Origin of the sequence: Limnohabitans sp. INBF002 (assembly GCF_027924905.1) — a bacterium.
GTDB lineage: Bacteria > Pseudomonadota > Gammaproteobacteria > Burkholderiales > Burkholderiaceae_C > Limnohabitans.
Genome location: NZ_AP027055.1, coordinates 605119 through 623504, shown reverse-complemented (window position 1 = coordinate 623504; position 18386 = coordinate 605119). Strand labels below are relative to the sequence as shown.

The following is an 18386-nucleotide window of genomic DNA, read 5'->3' as shown; positions in this document are numbered from 1 at the left end:
CAGATGCCAGAAAACCAGCATCTGCTTTATTTAATTACTTAGCGCCCGGCACTTTGCCTTCCACGCCTTTGACGTAGAAGTTGATGCCGCTCAAGAGTTTGTCGTCAGCGACTTCGTCTTTCTTCAACACTTCTTTGCCCGTGTTGTCGACCAAGGGGCCTTTCCAGATGGCGAAGCTGCCGTCTTTCAAGCCTGCTTTGACTTCGGCCACTTTTGCTTTGGTTTCGGCGGGCACATCGTCAGCGATGGACACGATGTCGATCGCACCGTCTTTCACGCCAGACCATGTGTGCGCACCGCCGGTCCACTTGCCTTCCAAGGCAGCGCGGGTGGCGTTGATGTAGTAAGGCGTCCAGTTGATCACGGCAGATGCCAAGTGAGCTTTGGGGCCGTAGGCGGTCATGTCTGAGTCCCAACCAAAAGCGCGCTTGCCTTTGTCTTGGGCCGTTTTCAACACAGCAGGAGAGTCTGTGTTTTGGAACAAGATGTCAGCACCGCCATTGATGAGCGATGTGGCGGCTTCGGTTTCTTTCGGTGGGTTGAACCACTCGTTGACCCACACCACTTTGGTTTTGACTTTGGGGTTGCTGGACTGCGCACCCAAGGTGAAGCTGTTGATGTTGCGGATGACTTCAGGGATTGGGATTGAAGCGACAACGCCCAAGGTGTTGCTCTTGGTCATCTTGCCTGCAATCACGCCAGCCATGTACGCGCCTTCGTAGGTGCGGCTGTCGTAGGTGCGCATGTTGTCGGCTTGTTTGTAGCCGGTGGCATGTTCAAACTTGACGTCTTTGGTGTCGGCAGCCACTTTGAGCATGGGCTCCATGTAACCAAAGGTGGTGCCGAAAATCAGCTTGTTGCCTTGGCCCACCATGTCGCGAATCACGCGTTCGGCATCAGCCGATTCAGGCACGTTTTCAACGAATGAGGTTTGAATTTTGTCGCCGAATTCTTTTTCCAACGCCTTGCGTGCGTTGTCATGGGCGAATGTCCAACCACCGTCGCCCACAGGGCCAACGTAGGCGAATGCAATTTTCAAAGGCTCGGCCTTGGCTGCGGCAGCAGGCGCATCCGCAGGCTTGGCTTCTTCTTTTTTACCGCAACCCACCAACACAGCCGCAGAGACTGCGGTCAAGGCTGCGGCTTGCAACCAACGACGTTTCAACAAATTAGTCATCAAAAACCCTTCTAAAAGAGAACAAAAAAAAGCGGAGAAATTATCAACCGGGATAAAACGGTTTACCAATCGAGGCGGGCATGTTTACCCTGAGCCAACGCGGATTTTTAGAAATCAGCGCCAGCACCACGATGGTGGACAGGTAGGGCAGCATGCTCAAAAACTGGCTGGGCACATCCACGCCCGTGGCCTGTAAATGGAACTGCAGCATGGTTACCCCGCCGAACAGATATGCACCAAGCAATACGCGTGCCGGGCGCCATGTGGCGAAGGTGGTGAGCGCCAAAGCGATCCACCCCTTGCCCGCGATCATGCCTTCCACCCACAGCGGCGTGTAGATGATGGAGATGTAAGCGCCTGCCAAACCGCACAAGGCACCGCCCACCACCACTGCCAGCAAGCGGATGCGGCGCACGGGGTAACCCAGCGCATGGGCTGACTCGGGCGACTCGCCCACGGCACGCAACACCAAGCCAGCACGGGTGCGGTAAAGGAAATAAATCAAGCCCAAAGCCAGCGCAATGGCGCCGTACACCAATGGGTGGTGTTTGAACAAAGCGGAACCAATCAAGGGAATGTCAGCCAAGAGTGGCACTTCAAACTGCACGCGCTCAGGCAGCTTGGCCTGCACAAAGCCCACGCCGACAAAGGCCGAAAAACCGCCGCCAAACAAGCTGAGGGCGAGGCCTGTGGCGTATTGGTTGGTGTTCATCCAAATCACCAACACGCCAAACAATGCAGCCATCAGCGCGCCTGCGCCCATGCCTGCTAAAAAGCCCAGCGTGTCGCTGCCCGTCGTGGCCACGGTGGCAAAGCCGGCGATGGCCGCACACAGCATCATGCCCTCGGCACCCAAATTCACAATGCCTGCTTTTTCGTTGATCAGAAGGCCAAGCGAAGCCAGCGCCAAAACAGTGCCTGCGTTCATGGTGGCAGCCCATAACAGTGCGTAAGTCTCCATCACAGTGCCTCCACTTTCGATACCCAACGCACGCGGTATTGCATCAAGGTGTCGCACGCCAGCAGCGTGAACAACAGCAAGCCTTGAAACACGCCCGTGAGTGAACGCGGTAACCCTAAGCGCGATTGCGCCAGCTCACCACCGATATAGAACATGCTCATCAGAACAGCCGACAGCACCATGCCCACGGGGTGCAAGCGCCCCACAAAGGCCACGATGATGGCCGCAAAGCCATAGCCCACCGGCACGAATGGCGTGAGCTGTCGCAGCGGCCCCGCCACTTCTAAAGCGCCGGCCAAACCAGCGGCGGCACCTGAGGTGAGCAAGGCCAACCACAAGGCCTTGCGTGACGAGAAGCCCGCATAGCGCGCGGCATCAGGGGCCAATCCGCCCACCTGCTGCGCAAACCCTGCGTGCGTGCGAAACAAAAACACCCACAAGGCCCCCGCACCGGCCAGTGCCAGCAGCACGCCGATGTTCACGCGTGTGCCGCTGATGAGTTTGGGGATTTGGGTGATGGCATCAAAGGTTTTGGTTTGCGGAAAGTTGTAGCCCAGTGGGTCTTTCCACGGGCCGTACACCATGAAGTTGAGTGCCATGATGGCCACGTACACCAGCATCAAGCTGACCAAAATTTCGCTCGCATGAAAACGGTCCCGCAAGAACGCGGTGATGCCCGCCCACACCATGCCGCCCACAATACCCGCGAACAAGATAAGCACCCAAAAACCAGCCCCCGTATTGGCATCGGCCATCAGCGCCACGCCAGAGGCAAACACCGCGCCCATCACAAACTGGCCTTCCGCACCGATGTTCCACACGTTGGAACGGAAGCACACCGCCAAGCCCAACGCAATCAACAACAAGGGCGTGGCTTTGACCATCAACTCAGACAAGGCATACACGCTTTTGATGGGCTCCCAAAAGAACACACCCAGCCCACGCACGGGGTCTTTGCCGAGCGCAACAAAAAGAAACACACCCAAGACCACCGTGATGGCCAGCGCCAGCAAGGGCGAGGCATAACGCCACAGCGTTGAAGACTGGGCACGCGGCTCAAGACGCAGCATGGTTCACCTCCTGCATCTCTGACACATGTGGGCTATCCCACAAGCCACTCATCCACGCACCGATGCGCGACACATTGGCTTCTTCACGGGTGAGCGCGGGCGACAAACGGCCTTCGGCCATCACATGCAAACGGTCTGACAGTTCTAACAATTCGTCCAACTCCTCACTCACCACCAACACTGCGCAGCCTGCATCGCGCAGGGCCAGCAGTGCGGCGCGTATTTGCGCGGCAGCGCCCACGTCCACACCCCATGTGGGCTGCGACACGATGAGCAACTTGGGCGCGGCTTCAATCTCGCGGCCCACCAAAAACTTTTGCAAATTGCCACCCGACAGTGAACGCGCAGCCGCATCAGGCCCGCCCGCTTTCACTTGGTATTTGGCAATGATGTGGGCCGCTTGGGTGTGCAGCGTTTTCAAGTTGAGCCAACCCAAAGCACCCGCCACACCGTTGGAGGCCACCGCGTCATGGCGAGTCAGCAACAGGTTTTGCGCAAGGCTCAGGCTAGGCACTGCACCACGGCCCAAACGTTCTTCAGGCACAAAGTGCAGGCCGAGGTCGCGGCGTTGGTCAGGGTTGAGCTGGCCCATGGCTTGGCCGCTGAGTTGAATGCTGTCAGCCCCCGCGCGCATGTCTTCACCCGACAAAGCAAACAGCAGCTCGCGTTGGCCGTTGCCCGACACACCGGCAATGCCCACCACCTCACCTGCGCGCACTTGCAGGTTCACCCCATTCAGGGCCACGCCAAACGGATCGTCCGCTTGCAAACGCAAATCGTGCACGCTCAACACGACAGCGCCGGGCTTGTGCTCACGCACGTGCAGTTCGGGCGGCAAGCTGCCAATCATCATTTGGCTCAGCGAAGCATTGGTTTCTTGGCGCGGGTCGCACACACCCGTCACGCGGCCTGCACGCATCACGGTGCAGGCGGTGCACAGCGCACGAATTTCGTGCAGCTTGTGGCTGATGTACAAAATGCTGCGCCCTTCTGAGGCGAGTTGCCGCAGCACCACAAACAGCTTCTCTACCGCTTGCGGGGTCAGCACCGAGGTGGGCTCGTCCAAGATGAGCAGCTGCGGATTGGTCAGCAAAGCGCGGATGATTTCCACGCGCTGCATCTCGCCCACACCCAGCGTGTGCACGGGGCGCGCAGGGTCAATGTCGAGGCCGTATTGCGCGGCGGTGTCGGTGATGCGCTGCGTCACCTCGGCCAAGCTGAACGATTTGTCCAGGCCCAGCCACACGTTCTCCGCCACGCTGAGCGTGTCGAACAAGCTGAAGTGTTGAAACACCATGCTGATGCCCAGACGTCGCGCCTCTTGCGGGTTGCGAATGTGGGCCACCTCGCCGTTGAAACGAATCTCGCCCGCATCGGGCTTGACCGCGCCGTAGATGATTTTCATCAACGTGGATTTACCCGCGCCGTTTTCGCCCAACACCGCGTGGATTTCACCAGGCTTCACCGTGAGGTGGATGGCATCGTTGGCGACTACCGCAGGGTAGCGCTTGGTGATGTGGGTCAGTTGCAGTCGGGGTTGGGGCATCGCAAAAAAGTTCAGTTACGCGCAGAACAGGTGAGGTTACCAGCTCTGGCTGTACCTCTTCTTGCAAGCAACGTGCCTGATAATTTGAAAATGAGCAAAACCATTGTCTACAAACAGAAGGTCGAGTTTGGCGACTGCGACCCCGCACGCATTGTCTGGTTCCCCAACTACTTCCGTTGGATTGATGCCGCCTCGCGCAACTTCTTTGTGCAATGCGGCGTACCGCCTTGGCATGAAACCGAGAAAACCTTGGGTGTCTTGGGCACCCCCATCGTGGACACGCATGCGCGCTTCATCAACACGGCCAGCTATGGCGATGTGTTGGACATTCACGTCACGATCACCGAGTGGCGCACCAAGAGCTTTGTGACGCAGTACCAAATTCGTCGCGGGGACGACCTCATCATGACGTGTGACGAAGTGCGCATCTTTGCAGCCCACCGCGCCGCCGCGGGCGACCCGCAGCCTGGCATTCGTGCCGTGCCCATTCCGCCGTCGATTCGCAGCTTGTGCGAATGAAGGTTTAAAGCACCAACATCGCCCGAAAGTCGTTGACATTGGTGTGCGTGGGGCCCGTGACCACCAAGTCACCCACCGCCTCAAAGAAACCGTAGGCGTCGTTTCGATCTAAACAGTCCGCCGCTTTCACACCTTGGGTCTCGGCACGGGCCAAGGTGTCGGGTGTGACGCGGGCACCTGCGTTGTCTTCGATGCCGTCAATGCCATCGGTGTCGGCGGCAATGGCCCACACGCCTGCTTGCGCTTGCAAAGCCACGGCGAGGCCCAAACAAAACTCACCGGCACGGCCACCTCTGCCTTTAGGCGTGCCGGCGGCCTGTTTGCGAATGGTCACCGTGGTTTCGCCACCGCTCAGAATGACGCATGGCTTTTGGAAAGGCCCTTTGCCGTGCGCCGCGGCGCGTGCCAAGGCGGCATGTACTTTGCCGACTTCGCGTGACTCGCCTTCTAGCTCGTCGCTCAGCACATAGGCGTTCAGGCCTGCGGCACGGGCCAGCTCGGCGGCAGCGTCTAGCGACTGCTGGGGCGTGGCGATCAAATGCACGGGCTGATTGGCCCATTCAGCGCTGGGCTTGGGTGTTTCTAGCACACCCGCGTTCAGCGAGGCTTCAATGGCGGCAGGCACTTCGATCTTGTAGCGTTTCAAAATGGCCAGTGCATCTGCACACGTGGTGATGTCGGGCACTGTCGGGCCGCTGGCAATGACAGAGGGGTCGTCACCCGGCACATCGCTGATGGTGAGCGTGACCACTTGGGCTGGCGCGCAAGCAGCAGCCAAGCGACCGCCCTTGATGCGCGAAAGGTGTTTGCGCACGCAGTTCATCTCGCCAATCCCAGCGCCGCTGTTGAGCAAGTCGCGGTTGATGCGCTGCTTGTCTTCCAGCGTCAAACCATCGGCGGGCAGCGTCAGCAAGGCCGAGCCACCGCCAGAAATCAAGAACAACACCAAGTCGTCAGCGGTCAACCCTTGGGTGAGTTGCAAGATGCGCTCGGCAGCGGCCAAGCCTGCCGCATCGGGCACGGGGTGCGACGCCTCGACCACCTCAATACGCTCTGGCAAACCCGCAGGACGCGGTGGCGTGTGGTGGTAGCGCGTGACCACCAAGCCCGACAACGGTTTGTCAGCAGGCCACAGCGCTTCAACCGCTTGCGCCATCGCACCACCGGCTTTGCCAGCGCCCAGCACCACGGTGCGGCCCTTGGGGGGCTTGGGCAAATAAGCCGCGGTGTTGTGCAGTGGCAAAGCTCGCTTGACGGCGGCTTGGTAGAGCATGGCTAAAAATGCGTCGGGATGGATGGACGGGCTAGGAATAGGTGGGCTTGCTTCTTGCATCCCCAAATTGTGCCGTGCCTGATGCGGCCTAGCCCCTGTGGAAACCACTCGGGTGCCACAAGTAAGCCATACAACAAAGGTTAAAGTTTGACCATGACCACCCTGCTCATCCACCGCGCCCGCTGCATCGCCACGCAAGACGATGCCAACACCGAACTCAACGACGCCTCGCTGCTGCTGCGCGATGGCCGCATTGAACGCATCATTCCCGCGGAAGAAAACATCGACGAACTGCTGAAGCAAGTGGACGAGGTGATTGACGCCCGCCGCCATGTGGTGGTGCCCGGCCTCATCAACACGCACCACCACATGGTGCAAAGCCTCACGCGTGCCGTGCCGCAGGTGCAAAACGCCGAGCTGTTCAGCTGGCTCAAAGGGCTGTACCCGATTTGGGCAGGCCTCACGCCCGAGATGGTGTTGGTGTCTAACCAAGTGGCCATGGCTGAGCTGCTGCTGAGCGGCTGCACCACCAGCAGCGACCACCTGTACATCTACCCCAACGGCGTGCGACTGGACGACAGCATTGAAGCCGCGCACACCATTGGCATGCGCTTCACCGCCACGCGCGGCAGCATGAGCGTGGGTGAGAGCCAAGGTGGCCTGCCACCTGACCGCGTGGTGGAAAAGGAAGCCTTCATCCTCAAAGAAACCCAACGCCTGATTGAGACCTACCACGACGCCAGCTTTGGCGCGATGACGCATGTGGCCGTTGCCCCTTGCTCACCCTTTAGCGTGAGCCAAGACCTGATGCGTGAAGCCGCCAAATTGGCCCGCGCGCACAAGGTACGACTGCACACGCACTTGGCCGAGAACGACCACGACATTGCGTACACCAAAGAGAAATTCAACTGCACACCCGCGCAATACGCCGAAGACCTCGGCTGGGTGGGCCACGACGTGTGGCACGCCCACTGCGTGAAGCTGGACGACGAGGGCACGTATTTGTTTGCACGCACGCGCACGGGCATTGCCCACTGCCCGTGCAGCAACATGCGCTTGGCCAGCGGCATCTTGCCCCTGCGCAAAATGCTAGACGCCGGTGTGCCCATGGGTTTGGGCGTAGACGGCAGCGCCAGCAACGACGCGGCGCACTTGTTGAACGAAGCCCGCCAGGCGATGCTGCTGGCACGCGTGGGCCGAGCACTGGACGACTTCGGTTGCGACCACGGCCCCGCGGAGATGACACCGCGCGACGCCCTGCGCTTAGCCACACGCGGCGGTGCAGAAGTACTGGGCCGTGCGCACGAGCTGGGACAAATCAAGCCAGGCTACTGCGCCGACATCGCCATGTTCCGCACCGACACCCTCAGCATGGCCGGCGGCGCAGTACACGACCCCGTGGGTGCGCTGCTGCTTTGCGCCAGCGACAACGCAGACTACGTCGTAGTCAATGGCCGCGTGGTAGTGCGCAAGGGTGAGATTGCCACGGTCGACATGGGGCCGTTGATTGAGAGGCATAACCAACTGGCTCTGCAGTTGGCTTTAGGAGGAAGGTAATTGAGCGCTCACCGCAGCGCTTGAGTATGTGTCAGCGAGGTTGATCTATCGGATTGCCAACCAGCAATCGCCACCGCACAGCAAGCCCCAACAAGGCAATGAAAGAATAGATGGCTCCCGCATGAAAGGTTGCTTCGGCGCCGTGCTGGTCCCACAACCACCCCGCAAAACCGCTGGCCACCAGCATGGCAAGACCGCTGATGAGATTAAACACACCATACGCCGTGCCTCGAAGATCAGCGGGTGAGTTATCTGCCACCATCGTCGCTAAAAGTCCTTGGGTCATGCCCATGTGCACACCCCACAAGCTGACGCCAATGAGGACCGTCCACCAGTGGTGCCCACTGGCCAGCACGAGATCAGCCGCTATCAAGACGATCAGCCCTAACGCCAACAATTTGGCGTGACTCATGCGATCAGAAAGCCATCCGAACGGGTAGGCAGACCCCGCGTAAACCAGATTCATGGCCACCATCACCAGCGGCACAAACGCTGCGGCCACGCCGGATTGCTGCGCACGAAGTACCAAAAATGCTTCGCTGAACCGAGCCAGTGTGAACAGCCCACCAATCGCAACCACCCACCAATACGATGCGCCAAGGCGACGCAAGTTGTCGCGTTGGATCGGATTTGTTCGCTTGTGGCTCATGTGCCGTTCCGGCTCATGAACGCCAAACAGCAACAAACCCACAGCCATCACCCCGGGAATCACGGCAAACCAAAAAACGGCACGGTAGTCGTTGGCCCAAAGCAGCATCAGACCCACACCCAGCAGTGGCCCAACAAAAGCGCCCACAGTGTCGAGGGACTGACGCAGACCAAAAGCGGCACCGCGCATGTCAGGGGGCGCAATGTCAGCCACCAAGGCGTCGCGCGGTGCACCGCGAATGCCTTTGCCCACACGGTCGATCAATCTTGCAGCAATGACAAGACCTGCGCCTGACGCGATGGCAAATAAGGGTTTGGTCAAAGCGCCAAGCGCATAGCCGAGGACCGCCAACCCCTTGCGTCGACCCAAATAATCACTCAAGGCCCCTGAGAACACCTTGACGATCAAAGCGGTGGCCTCTGCCAAGCCTTCGATGATGCCAACGGTAAAAACGCTCACGCCCAACACGCCGACCAAAAACATCGGCAACAAGCTGTGAATCATCTCTGAGGAGATGTCCATGAGCATGCTCACAAATCCCAATACCCAGATACCTGGTGGGAGTTTTTTGACAGGTTCAGACATCGGTAGATTTTTCTGCGGCGATCGGCCATCAATTGTGACCTGAACCTCATTAGCACGTTGCTTGTGAATAGGTGCAGGATCAATGCAGACTTAGAATCAGTTCATGCGAAACGTGTGTCTCTTCATCTGCATCAGCTTGCTCAGCAGCATGTTCCATGCTGTGGCGATGCCCATCGAGACCTTCCATACACAAGCCGTGGACACTGTTGCCGCACATGACTTTCATGCGTGCGAAGAAGCCGCCACTGCTCCGGCTGCCAAGCCATGCCATCTCCGTGGTCACATTTGCTGCACGGGCCTGACGGCAGCCATCACACGCCACGTGTGTTCAGGCGTCAGCGCCACAGAAATTCTGAATCCTGTTTTTCAAATCCTGGTTTTGCAGGACATGCCAAGTCAGCAGTTCAAGCCCCCCAAGCGCCATCTCTGAGCACAAAGAACCTATTGCCCTTTTCTGGGCTATTTACTTTTATTGGAGAAATTGATGAACATGACGCATTACATGGAGCTGCTGGCGGTTAACCAACCCTGGAACCTCTTGATTTTTATGGCTGTGCCCGTGATCTTGGCTGAGACTTTGGCCATCACAGAGCTGTATCTGCTATTCACCCGCAACTTCACGGGATGGGTACACAGCCTCAATCGCGCTGCAGGTATCACCGTCGGCTTGTACTTTGTTGGCGTGATCGTGTACTTGATGACCACGGCTGTTTTACCCATCACCAAAGCGGGCGAATGGCGCACCGCCATTGATGTGATCGCAGTCTCTTGCTATTTGATTGGTGGGTTGCCCCTCATCTACATCGCCCTGCAAGAGCTGGGATGGGTGAACGCCGATGCGAGCGATGAAGACAAACGCAAAGTACACGCCACGTGCGTGGCCTTGTTCTTGGTTTTCGGCCACATTGCCATGATCGCTGGCATGCTTGACCCGTCACTATTAGGCTACGGCGTCGATGCAACGCCAGAGATGCCGATGATGCACAACCACTGACAGGCGTTGGGTTGAACTGTTTTGACCTCATGCCACCAAGTGTGTTGTCTACACTGTTGTCATGATTCAAGGCCTCGTTCAACTCTTCATCTTTCAAGCGCTCGGCGAGCTGGTGTCTAAGTTCGCCTTGCCCTTCATCCCTGGCCCTGTGCTGGGCTTGGTGCTGCTGCTGGCGTTTCTCAGCGTGCGTGGCCGCGTGCCTGCATCGATTGATTTGGTGGGCAGCAGCATCTTGCAGCACTTGGGGTTGTTGTTCATCCCTGCGTCAGTGGGCGTGGTGCTTTATCTGCCAGTGCTGAAAGCCAATGCATGGGCCATCAGCGCAGCGCTGTTGGTGAGTGTGCTGGCCACGGTGGCGGTGACGGCGGGTTTGCTCAAGGTGTTGACCAAGAAGGAGCCGACGCATGAGTAACGAATTTCAAACGCACTTGCCGCCCATCTCTGAGATTTGGGTGTACCTCTCGGGTAGCCCGCTGCTGGCGTTGGTGCTGACGCTGAGCGCGTATTTGCTGGGCCTCACGCTGTACGAGCGCAGCCAGCGCAACCCGCTGGCCAACCCGGTGTTGATTGCGGTGGTGGTGGTCACGCTCAGCATCAGCGTGCTCGACATGCCGTATGCCAAATATTTCGAAGGCGCGCAGTTTGTGCACTTCTTGCTGGGCACGGCCACGGTGTCGCTGGCCATTCCAATCTACAAAGGTTTTGCTTCTCTCAAGGGGCGCATGGGCGTGTTGATGTTGTCGCTGATGGCAGGTGGCGTGACCTCGGTGTTCACCGCCGTGGGCATGGCGCGTTGGTTGGGTGTGGACGAATCGTTGGTGCGTGGCCTTGTGGCCAAGTCGGTCACCGCGCCGATTGCAATGGGCATTGCCGAACGCGTGCAAGCCTCACCCACGTTGACCGCCATCTTTGCCGTGAGCACCGGCATCTTGGGTGCGGTGCTGGGCCGCTACGTGTTGGATGCTTTGCGCGTCACGCAATGGTGGCAACGCGGCTTTGCCCTCGGCGTGGCCGCACACGGCATTGGCACCTCACGCGCCTTCAGCGTGCACCCCGAAGCCGGCGCCTACGCCAGCCTAGGCATGGGCTTGCACGGCATTGTGGGTGCGGTGGTGATTCCGCAAGCGGTGGCTTGGTGGTTTTAAACCGCCACCGAATGCGCAGATAAGCTCACTTGTAACTTTTCGCGCACTGCCAGAAAAATAGCCGCTAAGTTGTCCATGCTCGGATTGCCCGTCGGCGACAACATGCGATGCAGGCTTTTGCTAGGCTTGTGGGTGAGTGTGGCGAGTTGCTCAAAGCCAATGGTGGCATTCACCAGGTCACGCAAGATGAGGCGCGCGGTTTCTGGCTCACCATTCAAGAACAAAGTAGCGGCTTCGTCGAGCAAGGCTTGTGCAAACGATGCATCGGCCTGCACGCGTTGAATGACGGTTTCTTTGAAATTTCTAGTCAGTGCCATGCTTACCTCTTTTGCTTTTTACGAGCTTTGTACTCAGCTAACAAAACCTTTGCCTTGTCGATGTAGCGCTGTTGCCCGCGCTTGGTTCCACCGCCAAACAAAATGATGAGCGTGTCGCCGTCTTTGGCTAGGTAAATCCGGTAGCCCGGCCCCCAGTCGATGACGTATTCGCCCATGCCGTCAAACCACTTGATGCCCGACGTGTTGCCCAACTCCATGCGAAGTTTGGCCACCGTCACCTTGGCAGCAGCTTGGGCTGACAAACTGTCAAACCAAGTTTTGTAAGGGCTTGAGGCGTCTTCACGAAGGTACTCTTCTACTTTGATTGGCATGTTAATGGTAACACATACGTTACTTGCAGTGATTCCACAATTTTGCGGGTCTGCCTAAGCCCGCAAGAACACAAACACTTGCGTTTATTTAACGAGCGCCACCGACTTCACTTGCGCCCACGCCTGCATACCCACCTGCAGTGCCAGTTCATGCACACCACGCGCTGTGACCCGCGCCAGCAGCACGGTCTCACCACAACGCAAACGCAGCAGCATTTGTGACGGATGTGCCTCTGGCGTGATGGCGTCCACCACACAGGGCACGTGGTTTTGAATGCTGGTGTGTGTGGCTTCGTGCAGGGTCACGCTCACATCGCAGGCCAGCACGCGCAAGCGCACGGTTTGCCCCACGGCTAAGCCACTGTCGCGCACCCACAGCGCACCACCGGCAAAGCCCACTTGGGCCAAGTGCCATTGGGTGTCGATGGCCAGCACGACGCCGGTCAGCAACGCACCCGCATCGTCACCCACCACCACAGGTAGTTCAGCTTGGGTCAGCACTTCGGCCACGGGGCCGTTGGCTTGCACGCGGCCTTCGTTCATCACCACCAGCGTGTCGGCCAAGCGGGCTACTTCGTCTACCGCGTGGGTGACGTAGAGCATGGGGATGTTGAGGTCGTCGCGCAATTTTTCTAGCCACGGCAACACTTCTTGTTTGCGTGCATGGTCTAACGCAGCCAAAGGCTCATCGAGCAACAACAAACGCGGTTGCGTGACCAAGGCACGCGCAATCGCTACACGTTGGCGCTCGCCCCCCGACAGCTCATGGCTGCGGCGCTTGAGCAAGTGGCCAATGCCCAACAGCTCAATCGTTTGTTGCACCACGGCTTGGCTCATCGCGTTGCGACTTTGCTTTTCAGCGCGTGTGTGGCCATAGGCCAAGTTGCCCGCCACGTCTAAGTGGTCAAACAAGGACGCTTCTTGAAACACATAGCCCAAGGCGCGTTGGTGCGTGGGCAGGCGCACATGTTGTGCATCGTCTTGCCACACCTCATGCCCCAGTTGCACCACGCCACGCGCCGAAGGTTCTAGCCCAGCGACGCAACGCAGCAACGTAGTTTTGCCACAGCCCGATGGGCCATAGATGACGGTGATGCCGTGCGCGGGCAGCTGCACATCGACCGACACATCAAAGTCGGCACGCGCAATATTTAGCTGCAAGTGGATGTTCATACGCCCACCTTTTGACCACGATTGGAGTGACGATTAGGGCGGCGGTTAAACCACGACAAACCCAACAACACCACAAACGAGAACACCAACATCACGCCAGCAAGCCCATGCGCTTGTGAATATGCCATCGCTTCCACATGGCCGTAAATTTGGGTGGACACCACGCGCGTTTTGTCGGGGATGTTGCCGCCAATCATCAGCACCACACCAAACTCGCCCACGGTGTGCGCGAAGCTCAGCATGGCGGCCATCACAAAACCAGGCTTGGCCAAAGGCACGGCCACGGTGAAGAAGGCGTCCCACTTGCTGGCTCGCAAGGTGGCGGCCACTTCCATCGGGCGTGGGCCCATCGCCTCAAACGCATTCACCAATGGCTGCACGGCAAAGGGCAACGAATAAACGATAGAGCCCAACACCAAGCCCCAAAAACTAAAGGCCAAGGTACCCCAGCCCGCCCATTGCGTGAACTGCCCAATCGGACCGTTCGGACCGAGCGCCACCAACAAATAAAAACCCAACACCGTCGGCGGCAACACCAAAGGCAACGCCACTAGCGAGGCCACCGGCGCACGCCAAGCCGACTGCGTGTGCGCCAGCCACCACGCCACGGGTGTGGCCAGCAACAGCAGCAACACCGTGGTGACGCTGGCCAACTGCAGCGTCAGCGCAATAGCTTGGAAATCTTCGGCGCTTAAATTCATGCCCACACTTTACAGGGCGTAGCCGTAGCGGGTGATGATGGCTCTGGCGGTATCGCCCTGCAAGTATTTCAGCAACGCGTGTGCGGCTGCGTTGTCTTTCCCTGCATTGAGCAGCACAGCATCTTGCTTCAAAGGTGCGTGCATGCTTTGCGGCACAACCCAAGCAGAGCCTTGGGTGATGCGACCATCGATTGAGATTTGCGACAAGGCAACAAAACCAAGTTGTGCGTTTTCGGTGCTGACGAATTGATAAGTCTGCCCAATGCTTTCGCCTTGCACGAGCTTCGGCAAAACGTTGGCTTGCACACCCATCTTGTGAATCACTTCCACCGCTGCAATGCCATAGGGGGCGAGCTTGGGGTCGGCAATAGCGATCTTATTGAAACTGTTGCTCCGCAGCACCTCGCCTTTGTCGTCCACCAAGTTGGGGCTTTTGCTCCAAAGGGCCAAGCGACCCGTGGCATAGGTGAAGCGCGTACCTGCAACGGCAAGGCCTTCTTTTTCTAAACGTGCAGGGGTTTCGTCATCAGCGGCTAGCATCGCCGCAAAGGGCGCCCCGTTTTTGATTTGTGCGTAGAACTTGCCCGTTGCGCCAAAGGCCAGTTGGGCTTTGTGCCCCGTGTCTTGCTCAAACGCCTTGGCGATTTTTTGCATGGGGGCGGTGAAGTTGGCGGCCACAGCCACCATCACTTCACCTGCTTGCGCAGCAGCAAAAAAAAGAGTGCTGGCGTATGCCAGCATCAGGCCTAGTTTCATAGGCGCTGATTATCTCAGCGCGGCTCCTGCTTCGTACCAACGCTTGATGGTCGTGCGTTCGGCCTCGGTGATGCCCGTGGCGTTGTTCATCGGCATTTGCTTGGTCACCACCGCTTGTTGGTAAATGCCCAAGGCGTGTTGCTTGACACCCTCAGGGGTTTCAAAGCGCACGTTTTTCATTTGCACTTGTTCGCCGTGACACATGTAGCAGCGCTGCGCGAACACTTGGCTCACTTCGGCATAAGTCACAGGTGCATCATTCACAGCAGTGGGTGCAGTGGCAGACGGTGCAGGACGCATCCACACAATCACGCTGAGCAAAATCACCACACCGGCAATGGCAAACGGCAGCGGGTTCTTGGCACGACCCAAGTGGTAGCCGTGGCGTTGCACGAAGAACTGTCGAATCAAAGCGCCGGCCAACATCATCATCACCAAGATGACCCAGTGGTTTTCATGCGTGTACAAAAAGCTGTAGTGGTTGCTCAGCATCGCAAAGATGACGGGCAGCGTGAAGTAGGTGTTGTGCACGCTGCGCTGCTTGCCGCGCTTGCCGTGCGTGGCCAACTCTTTGGGGTCCATCGCCACGCCCGATGTCATGGCAGCCACCACTTTGCGTTGGCCTGGGATGATCCAGAAGAACACGTTGGCACTCATGGCAGTGGCAATCATCGCGCCCACCAACAAAAAGGCGGCACGGCCTGCGAACAATTGGCAAGACAACCAAGACGCAAATGCCACCACCACAATCATGGTGAGGGCCACAATGCGTTCGCCGTTTTCACGAAAGCCAAACACGCGGCAGACTGCGTCGTAAATCAACCAGAACGCGACCAAGAAACTCAGTGCCGCTGTGATGGCCGCTGCGGGCGACCAGTCCATGAGCGACTTGTCAATCAAGAATGTGCCCGCGTTCCACAGGTACAGCACGGTGAACAAGCCAAAACCGGTGAGCCAAGTGGAATAGCTTTCCCAATAGAACCAGTGCAGTTTGGTGTGAATCTTCTTAGGCGCCACCATGTACTTTTGCGGGTTGTAAAAACCACCGCCGTGCACCGCCCACATGGCACCGTCCACGCCTTTTTCCAGCAGGTCAGGCGAGTTGGGTTTGATGAGGTTGTTGTCTAAGAAGACAAAGTAAAACGAAGAGCCAATCCACGCGATGGCGGTGATGACGTGCACCCAACGCAACAGCAGGTTGGCCCAGTCTAAGAAATATGCGTCCATGTCGAAACCTCAGTCACTTGAATCAAAGTTTGTCGTTCACCACTGCGGGCACTGTGAATGACATGAGGGTCGCGAACAAGGGCTGAAGGTGCCCTGCTCCGCTGCGACAGGTGGTAAGAAGTGTATACAAAATTTGTCGCCAAACAAAGCTGGATATTTCGGGGCAAACCCTAGCGTGGCTTATGGCAAGGCACCTGCCACACCCCCCGCCACCATGTCCGCCGTGATGGCCGACAAAGTCCAGCCCAAGTGGCCATGGCCCGTGTTGTAAAACACATTGGGTGCAACGCCCTTACCCACGCGCGGCATCATGTTGGGCATCATGGGGCGCAAGCCCGCCCACGGCACGACCGAGCGGGTGTTGATGTTGGGGAAGCATTGCGCCACCCAGTTGATCAGCGGCTGAATGCGGTCATCACGAATGTCACGGTCTATGCCGTTGAACTCGGCAGTACCCGCCACACGGAAACGGTCCACGCCTAAGCGGCTGGTAACGAGCTTGGTTTCGTCATCGAGCAAGCTCACATTCGGCGCGCCCGCTTGGCTGGCTTCATCGCGCAAGTTCACGGTGATGGAATAGCCTTTGACGGGGTAAATGTTCACGCGGTCGCCCAACTGAGCCGCAAAGTGGCGGCTGGCCACACCGGCGCACACCACCACGCCATCAAAGGTGTGCACGGTCTGGGCAGCGCCGTCGCCTACGGTGATCACGGCTTGCTGGCCGTTGGTGCTGACGTGCGTCACGTCTTGTTCGTACAAGGTGCGCACGCCCAAACGTGCGGCGGCTAATGACAGGCCATGGGTGAATTTGTGAATATCGCCCGTGGAATCGCTCTCGGTGAAGTAGCCGCCGTAATACGTGCCAGCCAACGTGGGCTCAATGGTTTTCATCTCAGCAGGCGTCACAGCGCGGCGTGGCAAACCACCTTTGGCCAGCATGACCGACACCTTGCCTGCATGGTCAAAGCCTTTTTTATCGCGGTAGATGTGCAGAATGCCTTCGCGCTTGTGGTCAAAGTCGATGCCTTCTTCCGCAGCCCAAGCAAACAAGTGTTCACGCGCGGCCACGGCCAAACGCGCGGTCTCGATGGTGTTGCGTTCGTAATGGGGCATGGCGGCGATGAACTCCGCGAACCAAGACAATTTGTGCCAAGTCGGTGCGGGATTGACCAGGAGTGGTGCATCGTTTTTGAGCATCCACTTGAGGCCTTTGAGGATGGTGGCCCCGTTGTTCCACACCTCGGCGTTCGAGGCCGAGAGCTGACCGCCGTTGGCAAACGAGGTCTCCATGGCCGCGTAGCGGTGGCGTTCAAACAAGGTCACGGCAAAGCCGCGTTTGGCCAAGGCATACGCGGTGGTGATACCGGTGATGCCGCCGCCGATGATGGCGATTGTTTTCATGTGCAGGCCTTTTCTAGAACGTGAGCAACTGAAACAAACCATGCAATACGCATGCCTTGTTCAATTCATTCTAAAAATGGGGCTGGGCCCCTTGCATACAAACTTCAGCGCTGCTGCAGCAACTGCGCCGCCACCGACACGGCAATGACTTCGGGCTCTTTGCCCGTGATGCCGCTCACGCCAATCGGGCAAGTAATGAAAGCCAACTCCTCGGCGGTAAAGCCTTTGGCTTCGAGGCGGTGCTGAAACGTGGCCCACTTGGTTTTGCTGCCGATGAGGCCCACAAATTTCAAATCGCCCTGCAAGCGTTGACGCTTCAGACACGCGGCCACCACATCTAAATCTTCGGCGTGGCTGAAGCTCATGATGAGCACGCTGGCACCGCTGGGCAAATCGGCCACGGCGGCATGCACGGGGTCGGAATGCTCGCACACCACATTGGGCGGCAGTTGCGCAGGGAAAATTTCGTCGCGACTGTCGACCCACTGCACGTTGTAGGGCAAGGTGCTAAGCACGTTCACCAAGGCGCGGCCCACATGACCGCCGCCAAACAATGCAAGCGGTTGACCGTTCGCCAACAAGCGTTGTTTGAGTGCGGGTGCATCGGTGGCACTGATGCGCTCGAACTTCAAATGCACCACGCCTCCGCAGCATTGGCCCAAGGCGGGGCCCAGGGCGTAGCGCGTGGTGAGCGCGTTGTCTTCGTGGGTGAGTGGCGATAGAACGTTGCCATTGACAGACGGCGAAGCGTTATCGGAAGCGTTGACATGCGCTGGCTGCGCCATCAAAGCACGCGCCTCTGCAATCGCCTGAAACTCCAAATGCCCGCCACCGATGGTGTTGACCAAGGTCTGCGGAAACACCGCCATCCAAGCACCCACCTCGCGCGGCCCCGAGCCCTGCACGCTGTCGACCGACACCAACACGCCGTCGGCATGTTGGAGTTGGTTCAATAACTCAGCGGTGTGGCGTGGCACGCAGGCTTTGGCGATGGAGGACGCAA

20 protein-coding genes are annotated in these 18386 nt (G+C 58.3%); 6 read left to right on the top strand and 14 right to left on the bottom strand.

Translation table 11 applies throughout. The features are described 5' to 3' along the window. Positions 1–34 precede the first annotated feature (34 nt). Genes QMG15_RS03140 through QMG15_RS03125 form a run of 4 tightly spaced genes read right to left on the bottom strand, consistent with a single transcriptional unit; the run spans position 35 to position 4754 of the window. On the bottom strand, positions 35–1177 hold the full coding sequence (locus QMG15_RS03140) for a BMP family ABC transporter substrate-binding protein (RefSeq protein WP_281789463.1): 1143 nt from the start codon (positions 1175–1177) through the stop codon (positions 35–37). A 43-nt stretch (positions 1178–1220) separates the two neighbouring features. After that, positions 1221–2138 (bottom strand): ABC transporter permease, encoded by a 918-nt coding sequence (locus QMG15_RS03135; RefSeq protein ID WP_281789462.1) that lies wholly within the window; start codon positions 2136–2138, stop codon positions 1221–1223. After that, positions 2138–3208, bottom strand: coding sequence for an ABC transporter permease (locus QMG15_RS03130; protein WP_281789461.1), 1071 nt, complete (start codon positions 3206–3208; stop codon positions 2138–2140). Before QMG15_RS03130 ends, QMG15_RS03135 begins: the two co-directional genes overlap by 1 nt. Next, on the bottom strand, positions 3195–4754 hold the full coding sequence (locus tag QMG15_RS03125; protein ID WP_281789460.1) for an ABC transporter ATP-binding protein: 1560 nt from the start codon (positions 4752–4754) through the stop codon (positions 3195–3197). The genes QMG15_RS03130 and QMG15_RS03125 overlap by 14 nt, the downstream gene beginning before the upstream one ends. A gap of 90 nt (positions 4755–4844) precedes the next feature. Between QMG15_RS03125 and QMG15_RS03120 the strand changes: the two genes are divergently transcribed. Then, positions 4845–5273, top strand: a complete 429-nt coding sequence (locus tag QMG15_RS03120) for an acyl-CoA thioesterase (RefSeq protein ID WP_281789459.1) — start codon at positions 4845–4847, stop codon at positions 5271–5273. A 4-nt stretch (positions 5274–5277) separates the two neighbouring features. Here QMG15_RS03120 and QMG15_RS03115 read toward each other — a convergent pair whose 3' ends face one another. Then, on the bottom strand, positions 5278–6606 hold the full coding sequence (locus QMG15_RS03115) for a glycerate kinase (RefSeq protein ID WP_281789458.1): 1329 nt from the start codon (positions 6604–6606) through the stop codon (positions 5278–5280). Between the two features lie 93 nt (positions 6607–6699). Here QMG15_RS03115 and QMG15_RS03110 point away from each other — a divergent pair, with 93 nt between their 5' ends. Further along, positions 6700–8103 carry an 8-oxoguanine deaminase gene (locus QMG15_RS03110; RefSeq protein ID WP_281789457.1) on the top strand — a complete coding sequence of 468 codons (1404 nt, stop codon included), beginning with the start codon at positions 6700–6702 and terminating at the stop codon, positions 8101–8103. A 31-nt stretch (positions 8104–8134) separates the two neighbouring features. Here QMG15_RS03110 and QMG15_RS03105 read toward each other — a convergent pair whose 3' ends face one another. Beyond that, the gene (locus tag QMG15_RS03105) at positions 8135–9337 is read right to left on the bottom strand and encodes an MFS transporter (RefSeq protein ID WP_281789456.1); all 1203 of its coding nucleotides are present in this window, start codon (positions 9335–9337) and stop codon (positions 8135–8137) included. A 103-nt stretch (positions 9338–9440) separates the two neighbouring features. Between QMG15_RS03105 and QMG15_RS03100 the strand changes: the two genes are divergently transcribed. The 4 genes from QMG15_RS03100 to QMG15_RS03085 all read left to right on the top strand — a co-directional run bounded on the left by QMG15_RS03100 (position 9441) and on the right by QMG15_RS03085 (position 11476). Further along, on the top strand, positions 9441–9767 hold the full coding sequence (locus tag QMG15_RS03100) for a hypothetical protein (RefSeq protein ID WP_281789455.1): 327 nt from the start codon (positions 9441–9443) through the stop codon (positions 9765–9767). Between the two features lie 54 nt (positions 9768–9821). Next, positions 9822–10331: a DUF6803 family protein gene (locus tag QMG15_RS03095; protein WP_281789454.1), complete on the top strand. Its 510-nt coding sequence runs from the start codon at positions 9822–9824 to the stop codon at positions 10329–10331. A gap of 61 nt (positions 10332–10392) precedes the next feature. Then, a complete protein-coding gene (locus tag QMG15_RS03090) occupies positions 10393–10743 on the top strand; it encodes a CidA/LrgA family protein (protein ID WP_281789453.1) in 351 nt (116 codons plus the stop codon). After that, entirely contained in the window at positions 10736–11476 is a 741-nt protein-coding gene (locus tag QMG15_RS03085; protein ID WP_281789452.1) for an LrgB family protein, read from the top strand. The genes QMG15_RS03090 and QMG15_RS03085 overlap by 8 nt, the downstream gene beginning before the upstream one ends. Here the strand turns inward: QMG15_RS03085 and QMG15_RS03080 are convergent. From QMG15_RS03080 to xdhC, 8 genes are all read right to left on the bottom strand, one after another. After that, the gene (locus tag QMG15_RS03080; RefSeq protein WP_281789451.1) at positions 11473–11793 is read right to left on the bottom strand and encodes a transcriptional regulator; all 321 of its coding nucleotides are present in this window, start codon (positions 11791–11793) and stop codon (positions 11473–11475) included. The genes QMG15_RS03085 and QMG15_RS03080 overlap by 4 nt on opposite strands. Positions 11794–11795: 2 nt before the next feature. Beyond that, a complete protein-coding gene (locus QMG15_RS03075) occupies positions 11796–12125 on the bottom strand; it encodes a type II toxin-antitoxin system RelE/ParE family toxin (protein WP_281789449.1) in 330 nt (109 codons plus the stop codon). Between the two features lie 84 nt (positions 12126–12209). Next, on the bottom strand, positions 12210–13298 hold the full coding sequence (modC, locus tag QMG15_RS03070; protein WP_281789448.1) for a molybdenum ABC transporter ATP-binding protein: 1089 nt from the start codon (positions 13296–13298) through the stop codon (positions 12210–12212). Further along, positions 13295–13999, bottom strand: a complete 705-nt coding sequence (gene modB, locus QMG15_RS03065) for a molybdate ABC transporter permease subunit (protein WP_281789447.1) — start codon at positions 13997–13999, stop codon at positions 13295–13297. The genes modC and modB overlap by 4 nt, the downstream gene beginning before the upstream one ends. 9 nt (positions 14000–14008) lie before the next feature. Further along, positions 14009–14755, bottom strand: a complete 747-nt coding sequence (gene modA, locus QMG15_RS03060; protein WP_281789446.1) for a molybdate ABC transporter substrate-binding protein — start codon at positions 14753–14755, stop codon at positions 14009–14011. A gap of 9 nt (positions 14756–14764) precedes the next feature. Next, positions 14765–15982 (bottom strand): urate hydroxylase PuuD, encoded by a 1218-nt coding sequence (locus QMG15_RS03055; RefSeq protein WP_281789445.1) that lies wholly within the window; start codon positions 15980–15982, stop codon positions 14765–14767. A gap of 180 nt (positions 15983–16162) precedes the next feature. Then, positions 16163–17383 carry a D-amino acid dehydrogenase gene (locus QMG15_RS03050; RefSeq protein WP_281789444.1) on the bottom strand — a complete coding sequence of 407 codons (1221 nt, stop codon included), beginning with the start codon at positions 17381–17383 and terminating at the stop codon, positions 16163–16165. Positions 17384–17487: 104 nt separating this feature from the next. Next, the gene (gene xdhC, locus QMG15_RS03045; RefSeq protein ID WP_281789443.1) at positions 17488–18360 is read right to left on the bottom strand and encodes a xanthine dehydrogenase accessory protein XdhC; all 873 of its coding nucleotides are present in this window, start codon (positions 18358–18360) and stop codon (positions 17488–17490) included. Positions 18361–18386: the final 26 nt, after the last annotated feature.

Bases quoted from the DNA above. Each gene is read 5' to 3' on its own strand.
- QMG15_RS03120 (WP_281789459.1), top strand. From the start codon at position 4,845: ATGAGCAAAACCATTGTCTACAAACAGAAGGTCGAGTTTGGCGACTGC.
- modB (WP_281789447.1), bottom strand. From the start codon at position 13,999: ATGAATTTAAGCGCCGAAGATTTCCAAGCTATTGCGCTGACGCTGCAG.
- QMG15_RS03130 (WP_281789461.1), bottom strand. From the start codon at position 3,208: ATGCTGCGTCTTGAGCCGCGTGCCCAGTCTTCAACGCTGTGGCGTTAT.
- QMG15_RS03140 (WP_281789463.1), bottom strand. From the start codon at position 1,177: ATGACTAATTTGTTGAAACGTCGTTGGTTGCAAGCCGCAGCCTTGACC.
- QMG15_RS03075 (WP_281789449.1), bottom strand. From the start codon at position 12,125: ATGCCAATCAAAGTAGAAGAGTACCTTCGTGAAGACGCCTCAAGCCCT.
- modC (WP_281789448.1), bottom strand. From the start codon at position 13,298: ATGAACATCCACTTGCAGCTAAATATTGCGCGTGCCGACTTTGATGTG.
- modA (WP_281789446.1), bottom strand. From the start codon at position 14,755: ATGAAACTAGGCCTGATGCTGGCATACGCCAGCACTCTTTTTTTTGCT.
- QMG15_RS03105 (WP_281789456.1), bottom strand. From the start codon at position 9,337: ATGTCTGAACCTGTCAAAAAACTCCCACCAGGTATCTGGGTATTGGGA.
- QMG15_RS03080 (WP_281789451.1), bottom strand. From the start codon at position 11,793: ATGGCACTGACTAGAAATTTCAAAGAAACCGTCATTCAACGCGTGCAG.
- QMG15_RS03095 (WP_281789454.1), top strand. From the start codon at position 9,822: ATGAACATGACGCATTACATGGAGCTGCTGGCGGTTAACCAACCCTGG.
- QMG15_RS03110 (WP_281789457.1), top strand. From the start codon at position 6,700: ATGACCACCCTGCTCATCCACCGCGCCCGCTGCATCGCCACGCAAGAC.
- QMG15_RS03135 (WP_281789462.1), bottom strand. From the start codon at position 2,138: ATGGAGACTTACGCACTGTTATGGGCTGCCACCATGAACGCAGGCACT.
- QMG15_RS03055 (WP_281789445.1), bottom strand. From the start codon at position 15,982: ATGGACGCATATTTCTTAGACTGGGCCAACCTGCTGTTGCGTTGGGTG.
- QMG15_RS03125 (WP_281789460.1), bottom strand. From the start codon at position 4,754: ATGCCCCAACCCCGACTGCAACTGACCCACATCACCAAGCGCTACCCT.
- QMG15_RS03100 (WP_281789455.1), top strand. From the start codon at position 9,441: ATGCGAAACGTGTGTCTCTTCATCTGCATCAGCTTGCTCAGCAGCATG.
- QMG15_RS03115 (WP_281789458.1), bottom strand. From the start codon at position 6,606: ATGCAAGAAGCAAGCCCACCTATTCCTAGCCCGTCCATCCATCCCGAC.
- QMG15_RS03085 (WP_281789452.1), top strand. From the start codon at position 10,736: ATGAGTAACGAATTTCAAACGCACTTGCCGCCCATCTCTGAGATTTGG.
- QMG15_RS03050 (WP_281789444.1), bottom strand. From the start codon at position 17,383: ATGAAAACAATCGCCATCATCGGCGGCGGCATCACCGGTATCACCACC.
- QMG15_RS03090 (WP_281789453.1), top strand. From the start codon at position 10,393: ATGATTCAAGGCCTCGTTCAACTCTTCATCTTTCAAGCGCTCGGCGAG.